Raw genomic sequence first — 13,942 nt, 5'->3', positions numbered from 1 at the left:
TTATTTGACCCTAAGTCACCCCGAATCTATCGTCCGGCCGCCCATTCAAAACAAAGAGCGGCCCACCGAGGCCGCATGCCGGAGACAAGACCATGCGCACACCGCGCCCCCACTCGATTCTTTCGATCATCGACGTCGCCCGTCGCGCCCGCCGTTCGTTCGGCCCCGCGATCGGCATTTCGCTGGTTTCACTGGTCCTGGCCGCTTGCGGCGGCGGTGGGGGAGGAGGCGGCGGTGCCGGCTTCTTCCCGATCGTGCCGAACAACCCACCGGCCAACGGTGGCCCACCCGACAACCCGCCGCCCCCGACCGTGGTGCCGGTGGTGGCCTGCGCGGACCTCGCGGGCAAGAGCCTGCCCGCCTCGCTGATCAGCCTGCCAACTGGCGGCGCGACCGTCACCAGCGCCACGCCCGTGGCCGCGACCGACGCCGGCAACCCCAATGGCGACTACTGCAAGGTGCGCGGGACGATCCAGCCGGTCGATCCCGCCTCGCAGTCCATCAATTTCGCGGTCAACCTGCCCGAGAAGTGGAACCAGAAGACCATCCACTTCGGCGGCGGTGGCTTCGACGGCGTGCTGATCGACGGCACCGAGCAGATCCGCTTCGGCCCTCGAGACAAGTCCGCGCCGCTCGCGCTCGGCTACGCCACCTACGGCGACGACTCGGGTCACCAATCGAGCAGCATCACCGATGGCCGGTTTGCGGCCAACGACGAGCAACTCGCCAACTACGGCGGCCTGTCGCTCAAGAAAACGCGCGACGTGGCGCAGGCATTGGTTCTCGCGCGCTACGGCGTCAAGCCTAAGAAGGCCTACTTCCTTGGCACATCGACCGGCGGGCGCGATGCGCTGGGCTACATCCAGCGCTGGCCGCTGGACTACGACGGCGTGATCGCGAACGAGCCTGCGCTCAACTACACGGGCACGCGACTCTCGAACGTGGCCGTGGGCCGGGCGCTCTACCGCAATGGCGGCGCGGGTTGGCTGAACAAGAAGAAGACGCTGCTGGTGCAGGACATGGTGAAGCAGAAGTGCGACAAGCTCGACGGCGCGGTCGACAACATCGTGAGCAATGTCGAGAGCTGCCGCCTGCTCAATGCGCAGATCCTCTCGGACCTGCTCTGCCCGGGTGGCACCGATACCGGTGACACCTGCCTGTCGACGGCACAGATCGACACGGTGAAGGCCATCGAGTCGCCGCTTGAGTTCAGCACCTACGCCCTGGCCAACGGCGTCAAGCGCGCGGGCGGCTACAACCTGCTGGAGGGCACGCTGGTCGCGGGCCCCTACACCACGCGCGACTTGGGCACGGACAACCAGCCGGACAACCCGGCCGGCACGGATGACGCCAACATGTACGTGACGGGCGACCAGTGGGTCAAGTTCTTCGTCACACGCATTCCTCTCTTCCAGACGCTGGACTTCGATCCACTGGACCCGGGCACGTACAGGGAGCGCGTGACCGAGGTCTCGAACCTCACTGACGCGACCAACCCCGACCTCTCCCCGTTCTTCGGGCATGGCGGCAAGCTGATCCTGCTGCACGGCCTGGCCGACGAGGTGATCAGCAACAACTCGACCATCGACTACTACAAGCAGATGATCGCCACCATGGGCCAGGCCATGGTCGACCAGAACGTGCGCTTCTACACCGTGCCCGGCATGGGCCACGGCACGGGCGTGTTCATTCCGAACTGGGATTCGCTCGCGGCGCTCGAGGGCTGGGCCGAGAGTGGCCTCGCCCCGGCCACCGGCGTGGCGGTCGATGCAGTACCCGCCACCTACGGCCGTACGCGTCCCCTGTGCCAGTACCCGAGCTGGCCGAAATACAACGGTAGCGGCAGCCTCGATGCGGCGGTCAACTACAGCTGCGTGACGGAAACCGCCAATCCGCTGGCTTGTCCGAACCTGCCGGCCACCGTCACCACCTACAAGGGTGGCAACAGCTTCGGCGAGGAACTCAGCGTGCGGATCGACCCGGCCACGATGGCCTACACCGTGACCATCGATGCCAGCGTGCAGCGTACGGCGGCCACAACCAGCAGCGGCACGCTGGTTTCGCAAAAGCTGTGCAGCTACACCAGCGACGAGGCGGGTGCCGTGTTCACGTTCGCGTCGGGCGGTGTGTTGCAAGGGGGCGTGAAAGCACCAGTCGGCACCAGTTTCGCGCCGCTGCTCGCGTTCCAGAACACCTTCGAGAACACGCTCGACCCCACTGAATTCAAGCCAGTCTCCGACATCTTCAACACGGTGGGCGTGCAGCAGGACGCGGGGGGGGCGAAGGTCTATGCGGGGGCTGTGCGCCTGCGCGATGCAGGGACCTTCCAGTACTGCCGCAGCGCGGCGGACAGCACCGGCAGCTTCATGAACTACAACGCCTCCTGCACGAACACCCAGAAGGGCTACATCACCTACGATGGAACGCACAAGGCCTTCAACGTGTTCACGTTCACCGCTCCCGTCAGTGGCGCTCCGACCAGTGGCGGCACTCTCAGCGGCTCGATGGTGATCGGCATGGTGGGCGGCGCCGCGGTACCACTGCACCTGGTACGCGCATCGCCTACCGATTTCGGCATGCGCTTCTACGCGTTGCAGCCGGATGTGGGCGCGGAACTGCCCGTGGGCGCGGCGGACGGCAGCTACGCGATGTTGAGCGTCTCGGGCCAGAGCAGTGCAGCCACGGCGACCGGCACGAACTTCAACCTGGCGGGCGCCGCGGCGACACTGACCTACAACAAGCCGGCGCGCGCCGTCATCGAGTCCAGCGCCGGTGCGCCGGACCACTTCATCTTCAACAGCGGCGTCATCGGCTATGTGTCCGGCGCGGGTACGAGCGCGGGTTTGCAATTCGGAGTACGTCATTGAAAAAGCACCTCTCACAACTCGCCGCATTCGCCCTGCTCGGCACGGCACCGCTGCTGTCCGCGCACGCGGCGCCGACAACAGCACCGAAGCCCGCAACCTGCCCGGTCCCCGTGCCCGAGGCCGCGCGCTGCTACACCGGTGAAGACGGCACGGGCGCGCTCTACTGGATCGCCATTCCGAAAGACTGGAACCGCGTGCTCGTGATGCACGCCCACGGCGGCCCCGAGACCGGCCCGCCCAAGCTCGAACGCAGCGAGGAAGACTTGAAGCGCTGGGCCGTCACCGTGAAGGCCGGCTACGCGTGGGCCGGCTCCACCTACCGGCGCGGCGGCTACGGCGTGACGATGGCCGCCGAAGACACCGAGCGCCTGCGCCAGATCTTCGTGCGCCACTTCGGCCAGCCCAAGCGCACGCTGCTGCATGGCCAGAGCTACGGCGCGGGCGTGGCGGCGAAGGCGGCTGAACTCTATGCGCCGGTGGGTGATGCGAAGAGCCCGTACGACGGCCTGCTGCTCACGAGCGGCGTGCTCGGCGGCGGCAACAGCGCGTACGACTTCCGGCTCGACCTGCGCGTGGTCTACCAGTACGTCTGCCGCAACCACCCGCGTCCCGACGAGCCGCAGTACCCGCTGTGGATGGGCCTGCCGCTCGATTCGAAGCTCACGCGTGCCGAGCTCGCCGCGCGCGTCAAGGAATGCACCGGCGTCGGCCTGCCCGCCGCGCAGCGCACGCCCGAGCAGGCCGCGCGGCTGAAAACGATTCTCTCGGTCGTGAAGATCCAGGAGCGCTCGCTCGTCGGCCATCTGAACTGGGCGACGTGGCTCTTCCAGGACCTGGTGCAGAAGCGCCTGAACGGCCGCAACCCCTTCGGCAACATCGGCGTGGTCTACAGCGGCTCGGCCGATGACGCAGCGCTCAACGCCGGCGTGCTGCGCTATGCGGCCGACCCGCAGGCCAAGGGCGCGCTAGCGGCCGACAGCCAGCCGACCGGCCGCACCTCGCTGCCCACGGTGGGGCTGCATGCCATCGACGATCCGACCGCGTTCGTCGAACTCGAAAACTCCTACCGCCGCATCCGCGACGCGGCCGGCACCGGCGGCAATCTGGTGCAGAGCTTCAGCGCCGAGCGCGAGCACAGCTACCTGAGCGATTCGGAATACCCCGCGCTCTTCGGCGCGCTGATGGACTGGATCGACAAGGGCGAAAAGCCCACGCCGCAGAGCCTGGCGCAACGCTGCGCATCGCTCGCGCCGCGCTACGACACCGACGGCAAGAACGGCTGCCACATCAAGCCCGAGTGGCAACCGCCCACGCTCGAGAGCCGCGTGCCTTCGCGCGCGCCCTGACTTTTCTTCTTTTGACCTTGACGGAGACCTTCATGAAAAAACTGTTCGCTCTCGCAGCGATTGCCTTTGCCGTTGGCGCGCACGCGCAGGACTTCCCCGCGGGCAAGCCCGTGACCATCGTCGTGCCCTTCGCCGCGGGCGGCCCGACCGACCGCGTGGCGCGCGACCTCGCCGAGGCGCTGCGCAAGCCCCTGGGCGGCGCGAGCGTGATCATCGACAACGTGCCCGGCGCGGGCAGCTCCATCGGCGCGGCCAAGGTGGCGCGCGCCAACCCGGATGGCTACACGCTGCTGCTGAACCACATCGCGATGGCGACAGTGCCGACGCTGGTGCGCAACGTGCCGTTCAAGGTCGAGACCGATTTCGAGTATCTGGGCATCGTCAACGACGTGCCAATGACGCTCATCTCCAAGCCCAGCCTGCCGGCCAACAACTACAAGGAACTGACGGCCTGGATCGCCGCCAACAAGGGCAAGATCAACATCGGCAACGCGGGCGTGGGCTCGGCCTCGCACCTGTGCGGCCTGCTCTTCCAGAGCGCGACCAAGACCGAGATGACGCCCGTGCCCTACAAGGGCACCGCGCCGGCCATCACCGACCTGATCGGCGGCCAGATCGACCTGCTGTGCGACCAGAGCACCAACACCTCGCCGCAGATCGAGGCGAAGAAGGTCAAGGCCTATGCGGTGACCACGCCCAAGCGCCTGACGACGCCGCTGCTGAAGGACCTGCCTACGCTCGACGAAGCGGGCCTGAAGAACTTCGAGGTCACGATCTGGCACGGCCTGTATGCGCCCAAGGGCACGCCTGCGCCGGTGCTCAAGAAGCTCAACGATGCGCTGAAGGTGGCGTTGAAGGACCCGGACTTCATCAAGCGCGAAGAGTTGTTGGGCGCGGTGGTCGCGACCGACGGCCGCATCGAGCCCGCGGGCCACAAGAAGTTCGTGATCGGCGAGATCGCGAAGTGGACGCCTGTCATCAAGGCGGCTGGCGTCTACGCGGACTGAACGTTTGTTGGAGGGCGCCGCCGTTCCGGGCGGCGCTCGCGCCCCGAACTGCCCTGTTGTTCACTCCGCAGAGGCAGACGTAGATTCCGCGGTCCACCGCGCATGCGATGCGCTCAGGTGATGCAGCATCGTCGCCACCGCAGCGTGCGGATCCCGCGCCTCCAGCGCGCGGTAGATCGCCTCGTGTTCCACGAACGCCGCCTTCCAGGCTTGCGAATCCTCGGTGCGCGCACTCATGCGTGACGAGATCGGGCTGTGCCGCCCGTCGAACAGTTCCCCCACCAATCGCACGAGCACCGAGTTGCCTGTCATCTCCGCAATGGCGAGGTGAAAGCGCCGGTCGTTCTCGATCTGCGTGCGGCCGTTGAGGCCGTCCTGGCGCATGCTTTCCAGCGATGCCCGCACGCGCTCCAGGAGCTGCGGCGTGACGCGCGCCGAAGCCAGCGTGACCACCGAGCCTTCGAGCATCGCGCGCGCCTGCATCATTTCCGACGGGCTCTCGCCGACCGCCGGCGTTGCGCGCTCCGACGCGTCGTGCGACGCGCAGACGTAGACCCCTGAACCCATCCGTATCTCGATGCGCCCGTCGATCTCCAGGGCGATCAGCGCCTCGCGCAGCGAAGGCCGCGACACCCCCAGCTGCAACGCCAGTTCCCGCTCCGGAGGCAGTCGTGCGCCGGCGGGCAGGTTGCCGTCGCGGATGAAAGCCCGGATCTGGTCCGCGATCTGTTGGTAGAGCCGGCGGGTGTCGTTGGGTTTGGCGGAAGGCTGCATGGCGTCGATGCGGGAACGAGGAAGAGCGATCTGGTCATGCCAGTTTGACATCTTCAAACGCCTACTTTTCGCTTATCTCATCGCCTTCCATTCGGGATAACCCGAAAAGGGTTTGTTCTGGTAAGGCCAATTATTCAATATGGCAAAGTGGTCATACCAAATTGGTAAGGCCAAAAAAGGCTGTCACACACCAGTACCTGTTCCCCGGTCGGCATCTATCCATTCAGAAAACAACAGGAGACAAGAAGATGAATTCCAGAACCAGCGCCGTGATGGGCGCCTTGTGCGCTTGCCTCGGCCTCGGTGCGACGAACGCCCAGGCCCAAAGCAGCGTGACCCTCTACGGTCGCGCCGTGGCAGGCGCGGATTACCAGAACAACATTGCCAACGAATCAGGCAAGGGCAGGGGTCACCTCTGGCGCGCGGCCGGCAACCAATGGGGCACCAGCATGCTGGGCGTGAAGGGCACGGAAGACCTGGGCGGCGGAATGGCGGCCTTCTTCGTGCTCGAAGGCGGCTTTGACCTGCCCAAGGCCACGCCCAACGGCGCCGACCTGCTGCTGAACCGCCGCTCCTACGTCGGCCTGCAGGACTACTGGGGCAAGCTGGCGCTGGGCAAGAACCTCTCGATTGCCAACGACGTCTGGTACATCGATCCGACGGGCCAGCAGTTCATCGGCACCGCGACGCTGGTGCGCGGGCGCAACTGGCAGGGCAACGACAACGGCGTCGAGTACACGACGCCGACCTGGGGCGGCTTCAGCGCCACGGTGCAGACGGGCCTGGGCGAGCAGACCGACGGCTTCACGAAGCTGCGCAAGGACGGCATCTCGGTGTCGTACATCGCGCCTTCGTTCGAGGTGCGCGCCATCTACGACGTGGCGCGCGACAAGAACGGCAAGTACTCCGATCTCTTCAATCAGTCCAAGGAGCTCACGCTCGGCGGCACCGCCACCCTCTTCGACGACCTGAAGATGTTCGTCGGCTACCAGCGGCTGTCGGCGCCCGATGCGCCGCTCAGCGCGCCGAGCAAGGCCAACCACTACTGGCTCGGCGCCAACTACAGGATCACGCCATTGCTGACGCTGATCGGCTCGATGTTCCGCGTCACGCAGAACCGGAATGCGGGCAGCGCCAACCTGTACATGCTGGGCGCGAACTACGCGCTCTCCAAGCGCACGCTGCTCTACGCATCGGTGGGCAAGGTCTACAACAGCGAGACCGCCAACTTCTCGGTGGAAGCCACCAACAACAACCCGCCCGCGGGCGGCAAGCAGTCGGGCACGTACTTCGGCATCAGCCATACGTTCTGAGGCAGGAGGCGATCCATGAACGAGACACGCAATCCTCAAGACCTTCGGCGCCGTGCGCTGCTCAAGCTCAGCGGCGCGGTGTCCATGCTGCCGGTGCTGCAGGCGTGCGGCGGTGGTGGTGGCGGTGCGGCATCGGGCGGCCTGCCGGCCGGCGGCACCGGCGCGGCCGCTCCGGTGGCTGGCGCAGGCGAGCCGATCGCCTCCGGGGAAACGCCCGCGCTGTTCGCCCCGGCCAAGATCGCGTCACGCGCCCTCTGGTACGACAGCCCGGCCTCCGATTGGGAATCGCAGGCGCTGCCCATCGGCAACGCGCGTCTCGGTGCGATGCTGTTCGGCGGCGCCTTCAACGAGCGCATCCAGTTCAACGAACAGAGCCTGTGGGGCGGGGTCAACAACTACGACAACGCGCTCGCCGGCAAGAACGACGATGCCTTCGACACGAGCGTGACGGGCTTCGGCAGCTACCTGGCTTTCGGCGACATCGCGCTCGCTTTCACCGGCGGCACCGCATCGCCCCAGGTGACCTGGCCGGCGCCGCAGGGCGTCGCCTCGGCCAGCGAAGGCGTGGCCAAGAGCGTGGATGGAAGCAGCGGGACCAAGTGGTGCATCGACGGCCCGGGTGCTCTCGTGCTGTGGCAGGCCGAACTGCCGCAGGCGGCGGTCGTGGCCGCCTACACGCTCACGAGCGCCAACGACGTGCCGGCGCGCGATCCGCAGCAATGGACCTTCGCAGGATCGAACGACGGCGCGGCATGGACTGCGCTGGACACGCGCTCGCTGCCCGCGCCGTTCGAATCGCGCGCGCAAGCCAAGGCGTTCGCCTTCACCAACACGACGGCCTATCGCTTCTACCGGTTCGCCTTCGTGCCCAAGGCGGGCGTGAGCCACTTCCAGGTCGCGGAGATCGCGCTCGCGGGCGTCGATCTGAAGCCGAGTGCTGAGGCGGCCACCTCGGGCTATCGCCGCACGTTGGACCTCGGCACCGGCGTGCACACCACCGAGTTCGGCATCGGCAGCCGCAAGATCGTGCGCGAGGCCTTCGCCAGCAAGGTCGACGACGTGATGGTGTTCCGCTACACCGCCAGCGATGCCCGTGCGTTCTCGGGCACGCTCACGTTGACGTCCATGCAGGGCGCCACCGCAACGGCCGATGTCGCCACCGGCCAGGTGTCGTTCAGCGGCGCCATGGCCAACAGCCTGAAATACGCCTGCACGGTGCAGGTGGTGAAGGAAGACGGCCAGCTCGCCGTGTCCCGCAACGCGCTGCGCTTCGATCAGTGCACCAGCCTCACCTTGCTGGTCGATGCACGCACCGACTACAAGCTGGACTATGCCGCCGGCTGGCGCAGCACCGACCCCGCACCGCGCGTGCAAGCGGCGCTGGCCGCTGCGGCTTCTAAGACCTATGCCGCCTTGCGCCAGGCGCATGTCGCCGACTTCGGCGCAGTCATGTCGCGTGCCGCCGTCACATGGGGCGAGAGCGATGCCACCGCGGTGGCGCTGTCCACACGCCAGCGGCTCGAACGCTATGCGGGCGGCGCGGCCGACCCGGGCCTGGAGCAGGCGATGTTCGACTACGGCCGCTACCTGCTCGTGAGCTCGTCGCGCCAGGGCGGCCTGCCCGCCAACCTGCAGGGCCTGTGGAACAACAGCAATTCGCCGGCCTGGGCGAGCGACTACCACACCAACATCAACGTGCAGATGAACTACTGGGGCGCCGAGAGCACCGGGCTTCCGGACTGCCACTTGCCGCTGGTCGATTTCGTGACCCAGGTGGCGGGGCCCAGCCGCGTGGCGACCCGCAATGCCTTCGGCGCCAACACGCGCGGCTGGACGGCGCGCACCAGCCAGAGCATCTTCGGCGGCAACAGCTGGAACTGGAACAACGTCTCCAGCGCCTGGTATGCGCAGCATCTGTACGAGCACTTCGCGTTCACGCAGGACCTGAACTACCTGCGAGGCACCGCCTACCCGATGCTCAAGGAGATCTGCCAGTTCTGGGAGGACCGCCTGAAGACGCGCGCCGACGGCCTGCTCGTGGCGCCCAACGGCTGGTCGCCTGAGCACGGACCGACCGAAGACGGCGTGATGTACGACCAGCAGATCATCTGGGACCTGTTCCAGAACTACCTGGACGCGGCGCGCACGCTGAACGTCGATGCGGCCTACCAGGCGACCGTGGCCGGCATGCAGGCGAAGCTCGCCCCGAACAAGATCGGCAAGTGGGGCCAGCTGCAGGAATGGCAGGGAGACATCGACGACCCCAAGGACAACCATCGTCACACCTCGCACCTGTTCGCCGTGTACCCGGGGCGCCAGATCACGCCGGCGAAAACGCCTGCGTTCGCCGCCGCTGCGCTGGTGTCACTGAAGGCGCGCTGCGGCGAAGTGGCCGGCCAGCCGTTCACCGCATCGATGGTCACGGGCGACAGCCGCCGTTCATGGACCTGGCCCTGGCGCTGCGCGCTCTTCGCGCGGCTGGGCGATGCCGCACGCGCACAGACGATGCTGCGGGGTCTCCTGACCTACAACACGCTGCAGAACCTCTTCTGCAACCACCCGCCGTTCCAGATGGACGGCAACTTCGGCATCTCCGGCGCGCTGACCGAGATGCTGCTGCAAAGCCACGAGGGCGTGATCGTGCTGCTGCCGGCCTGCCCGGACGACTGGAAGGCAGCCGGCGCATTCAACGGCCTGCGCGCGCGAGGCGGCTACCGCGTGAGCTGCACGTGGAAGGACGGGTTGGTCGTGTCCTATGAAATCGTGGCCGACAAGGCCCGCGACAAGAAGCCGGTGAAGGTGCGCATCAATGGCGAAGAACGCGAAGTGACGCCGGCTTGATGTGCGACAGACAGACAGTGGTGCATTCGAAAGGGAGCAAAAAATGACGATGAAATGTGCTGTGTCCGCGCCTGCGACCCATGAGACGGGATGGCGCAGGCCGTTCCGCATCGGCGGTGCGGTGGCGGCGATGGTTCTGGCGGCCGGGCTGGCGGCGTGTGGCGGTGGCAGTGGAGCCGGGAGCAGCTTCTTGCCGCTGCCCGGCGGTGGAAGCGGTGGCGGTGGCGATCCCGTTGCGCCCGTCACGCCGGCAGACGCGGCGAATCTCTATGTCTCTCCAACCGGCAGCGACCAGAACTCCGGCACGCAGGCCAAGCCTTTCGCCACGCTGAAGCAGGCTGTGGCGAAGGCCACCGCTGATGCGCAAGCCGGTGTCGGCAGCCTGCCGCCCGCGGGCCGGACGATCTTTCTCGACCAAGGCACGCACTATCTCGCATCGACCATCGTGCTCGGCCCGGAACTCTCGGGCACGCCCGGCAAGCCCTTCACGATCGCCGCGGTGCCCGGCACGCAGCCCGTGCTCAGCGGCGCGCGAAAGCTCGGCGCATTGCAATGGTCGATGACCGGCAACGGCGTCTGGACTGCCGCCACCGACGGCACCGATTTCGACGACCTGTACATCGATGGCGAGCGCCAGGTGCGCGCGCGCTACCCCAACTTTCAACCGCGCAGCGAATCCGGCCCGAGGATCTTCTTCAACGGCAGCGGCAAGGCGACGGACCCGGCGCGCGTAGCCACCTGGAAGAACCCCCAGGGCGGCTATGCGCACGTGATGCTCAATGCCGAGTGGGGCGACATCCACTACCAGATCAAGGGCAAGAAGCCCGACGGCACGCTCGACCTGAGCGAAGGCACCGGCAACAACCGCATGGAGCAGGGGCCGAATTGGAGCGTCAGCTTCGTCGAGAACATCTTTGAAGAACTCGATGTGCCGCAGGAGTGGTTCCACGACGTCGCGGCGAAGAAGCTCTACTTCATTCCGAAGACCGGCACCGATCCGCGGACCGCGCGCATCGAGGTGAGCGGCGGGGCCGACAAGGGCCTGGTCGAGCAGTTGATCGTGCTCAAGGGATCGGAGGCGACGCCGATTCACGACGTGGCCATCAAGGGCCTCGTGCTCACGCAAACGGGCACCACCTTCATGAAGACCACCGAGCCGTTGCTGCGCAGCGACTGGAAGGTCTTCCGTGGCGGCGCCGTCTACATCGAAGGCGCCGAAGACGTGGAGATCGCCGACAACGACATGCACGCCCTGGGCGGCAACGCGGTGTTCGTGAGCGGCTACAACCGCCGGGTCGCCGTGCGCGGCAACGAGATCCAGGACGTCGGCGCGAGCGGCATTCTTTTCGTGGGCTCGCCCGAAGCCGTTCGATCGCCCGGCTTCCACTACGCGGCCCGGACCAGCTACGCCGACATGGACAAGGAACAAGGCCCGAAGACCAACACCTACCCGGCCCAGTCCATCGCCGAGAACAACCTGATCCACGACATCGGCTTCCGGGAGAAGCAGGCCACCGGCGTGGAGATCTCGATGGCCTCGGAGATCACGGTGCGCAGCAACAGCATCTACGGCACGCCGCGCGCGGGCATCAACATCGGCGACGGCACCTGGGGCGGCCATGTGCTGGAGTTCAACGACGTGTTCGACACGGTGCTGGAGACCGGCGACCACGGCGCGTTCAACTCATGGGGGCGCGACCGGTACTGGGGCCAGCTGCCGCCGGGCAATTCGGGCAATGCGAACGCCGATCTCACCGCGCACCCGGAGATGCCGTTCCTGGACGCGATGAAGCCCACCGCAATCCGCAACAACCGCTTTCGCTGTGACCACGGCTGGGACATCGACCTGGACGACGGATCGACGAACTACGTGATCGAGAACAACGTGCTGCTCAAGGGCGGGCTGAAGAACCGCGAAGGCTTCAAGCGCATCAACCGCAACAACATCCTGGTGAACAACACCTTCCATCCGCATGTGTGGTTTGCGAAAAGCCTGGACCATTTCGAGAAGAACATCGTGATGGGGGCCTATCAACCGATCGGCGTAGGCAGCGCCAACAACGGCGAACTCGTCGACAACAACCTGCTGCCGACCAGCGCCGCGCTGAAGGCCGCACAGGCGATGGGCTGGGATGCCAACTCGAAGGTCTCGGGCGATCCGATGTTTGCCGATGGCGAGAAAGGCGACTTCACGGTGGCCGCGAACTCGCCCGCCTTGAGCGTCGGATTCCAGAACATCGCGATGGACAAGTTCGGCGTGCAGGACCCGCGGCTCAAGCCCAGGGCGAAGAAACCGGTCTTCGACCCGCTGAACGTCCAGGTCGTGGTGCTGGAAACGCCGTCGGACTTTCTGGGAGCCCAGGTCAAGTCGGTGGAGACAGAGGGCGAGCGCTCCGCCGCCGGCCTGCCGAGCGTGGCGGGCGTGCTGGTGCAGGCGGTGACGGCGGGCTCGGATGCGGCAAAGAGCGGTGTGCTCGCCAACGATGTGTTCCTGCAAGCCACGGTGGCTGGCCAGGTGAAGGACATCGCGGACAGCAATGACCTCAACGCCGCCCTCGGCGCAGAAGCCGCCAACGGCAAGCTGCATGTGAAGGTGCAACGGAACAACGTGACGACCGAATTCGACCTGGTCTTCCCGTCGCTGGCCGTGCACAACGACGACTGGTCGGGCATCACCGTCAAGGGCAGCTGGGGGCGTTCCACCAACCGCAACAAGGCGTCGGGCGACTTCAATTTCGATGTGCGCTACACGCAGACGAATGGCGACGAGATGACGGTCGCCTTCACCGGAACCGGCGTTCGCGTGCTGGCGCCGGTCGATACGACGTCGGTGCAGTTCTCGGCATCGCTCGACGGCGCCACCGCGCAGAACATCACCATTCCCGCTGTCGCGGTGTACAAGGGCCAGAGAACGGTCTACAGCATCGCGGGCCTCACCGCGGGCTCGCATACCTTGGTACTCAAGAAGGTGTCGGGTGCCTACCTCCAGATCGATCGCATCGATGTGACGCAGTAAGCCGATGACTTCACAAAGACTCCAGGACAAGACGATCCTGATCACCGCGGCCGCGCAAGGCATCGGCCTTGCCACCGTGCTGGCCTGCGCACGCGAAGGCGCGCAGGTGATTGCGACCGACATCAACGCCGGGCTTCTCGACAAGCTGGCGCAGTCCTCGCCCGGCATCCGCGTGGCGGTGCTGGATGTGCGCAGCGCCGATGCGATTGCCGCACTGGCCGCCAAACTGCCGCCGCTCGATGGCCTCTTCAACTGCGCAGGCTACGTGCACCACGGCAGCGTGCTCGAGTGCGACGAGGCCGCGTGGGACTTCAGCTTCGACTTGAACGTCAAGAGCATGTACCGCATGGTGCGCGCCTTGCTGCCGGGCATGCTCGGCAAGGCGGAGCAGGAAGGCGGCGGCGCGTCGATCGTCAACATGGCGTCGATGGCTTCGTCGGTCAAGGGCTTTCAGAACCGCTTTGCCTATGGCGCCTCCAAAGCCGCGGTGATCGGCATGACGAAGGCCCTCGCGGCAGACCATGTGCGGCAAGGCCTGCGCTGCAATGCGCTGTGTCCCGGCACGGTGGACACACCGTCGCTGCGCGAGCGCATCGCCGCCGCACCCGACCCGGCGCAGGCCGAGCGCGACTTCATCGCGCGCCAGCCCATGGGGCGCCTCGCGGTGGCGGAAGACATCGCGCCGCAGGTCGTTTACCTGCTGAGCGACGAATCGCGCTTCGTTACCGGCCAGGTGGTGCTCGTCGATGGCGGCGTTACCATCTGACGAGAGACGAAG

The 13,942-nt window shown here is 66.4% G+C and carries 8 protein-coding genes; 7 read left to right on the top strand and 1 reads right to left on the bottom strand.

Going from position 1 to position 13,942, the window contains the following annotated elements; translation table 11 throughout:
• Positions 1-92: 92 nt before the first annotated feature.
• Genes NU688_RS24670 through NU688_RS24660 form a run of 3 tightly spaced genes read left to right on the top strand, consistent with a single transcriptional unit; the run spans position 93 to position 5,220 of the window.
• Complete coding sequence (locus NU688_RS24670) at positions 93-2,867, top strand: tannase/feruloyl esterase family alpha/beta hydrolase (RefSeq protein WP_257863461.1); 2,775 nt, start codon at positions 93-95, stop codon at positions 2,865-2,867.
• On the top strand, positions 2,864-4,213 hold the full coding sequence (locus tag NU688_RS24665) for a S9 family peptidase (protein WP_257863460.1): 1,350 nt from the start codon (positions 2,864-2,866) through the stop codon (positions 4,211-4,213). The genes NU688_RS24670 and NU688_RS24665 overlap by 4 nt, the downstream gene beginning before the upstream one ends.
• 32 nt (positions 4,214-4,245) lie before the next feature.
• Entirely contained in the window at positions 4,246-5,220 is a 975-nt protein-coding gene (locus NU688_RS24660; protein WP_257863458.1) for a tripartite tricarboxylate transporter substrate-binding protein, read from the top strand.
• A 60-nt stretch (positions 5,221-5,280) separates the two neighbouring features.
• Here NU688_RS24660 and NU688_RS24655 read toward each other — a convergent pair whose 3' ends face one another.
• Positions 5,281-5,994, bottom strand: a complete 714-nt coding sequence (locus tag NU688_RS24655; protein WP_257863457.1) for a FadR/GntR family transcriptional regulator — start codon at positions 5,992-5,994, stop codon at positions 5,281-5,283.
• A gap of 272 nt (positions 5,995-6,266) precedes the next feature.
• On the opposite strand from NU688_RS24655, the gene NU688_RS24650 reads away from it, so the two are divergent.
• From NU688_RS24650 to NU688_RS24635, 4 genes are read left to right on the top strand one after another with little or no spacing between them, the layout of a single operon-like run.
• On the top strand, positions 6,267-7,307 hold the full coding sequence (locus NU688_RS24650) for a porin (protein ID WP_257863612.1): 1,041 nt from the start codon (positions 6,267-6,269) through the stop codon (positions 7,305-7,307).
• Positions 7,308-7,322: 15 nt separating this feature from the next.
• A complete protein-coding gene (locus tag NU688_RS24645) occupies positions 7,323-10,148 on the top strand; it encodes a glycoside hydrolase N-terminal domain-containing protein (protein ID WP_257863456.1) in 2,826 nt (941 codons plus the stop codon).
• A 43-nt stretch (positions 10,149-10,191) separates the two neighbouring features.
• On the top strand, positions 10,192-13,164 hold the full coding sequence (locus NU688_RS24640) for a right-handed parallel beta-helix repeat-containing protein (RefSeq protein WP_257863455.1): 2,973 nt from the start codon (positions 10,192-10,194) through the stop codon (positions 13,162-13,164).
• A gap of 4 nt (positions 13,165-13,168) precedes the next feature.
• On the top strand, positions 13,169-13,930 hold the full coding sequence (locus tag NU688_RS24635; RefSeq protein ID WP_257863454.1) for an SDR family oxidoreductase: 762 nt from the start codon (positions 13,169-13,171) through the stop codon (positions 13,928-13,930).
• Positions 13,931-13,942 lie beyond the last annotated feature (12 nt).

The organism is Variovorax sp. ZS18.2.2, assembly GCF_024701975.1.
GTDB lineage: Bacteria > Pseudomonadota > Gammaproteobacteria > Burkholderiales > Burkholderiaceae_C > Variovorax.
The sequence above is the reverse complement of the archived record's forward strand: the minus strand, read 5'-3'. Positions and strand labels throughout refer to the sequence as shown.

What these genes read in the sequence shown, in the direction of transcription:
- NU688_RS24635 (WP_257863454.1), top strand. Translation starts at nt 13,169, where the DNA reads ATGACTTCACAAAGACTCCAGGACAAGACGATCCTGATCACCGCGGCC.
- NU688_RS24640 (WP_257863455.1), top strand. Translation starts at nt 10,192, where the DNA reads ATGACGATGAAATGTGCTGTGTCCGCGCCTGCGACCCATGAGACGGGA.
- NU688_RS24650 (WP_257863612.1), top strand. Translation starts at nt 6,267, where the DNA reads ATGGGCGCCTTGTGCGCTTGCCTCGGCCTCGGTGCGACGAACGCCCAG.
- NU688_RS24660 (WP_257863458.1), top strand. Translation starts at nt 4,246, where the DNA reads ATGAAAAAACTGTTCGCTCTCGCAGCGATTGCCTTTGCCGTTGGCGCG.
- NU688_RS24670 (WP_257863461.1), top strand. Translation starts at nt 93, where the DNA reads ATGCGCACACCGCGCCCCCACTCGATTCTTTCGATCATCGACGTCGCC.
- NU688_RS24655 (WP_257863457.1), bottom strand. Translation starts at nt 5,994, where the DNA reads ATGCAGCCTTCCGCCAAACCCAACGACACCCGCCGGCTCTACCAACAG.
- NU688_RS24645 (WP_257863456.1), top strand. Translation starts at nt 7,323, where the DNA reads ATGAACGAGACACGCAATCCTCAAGACCTTCGGCGCCGTGCGCTGCTC.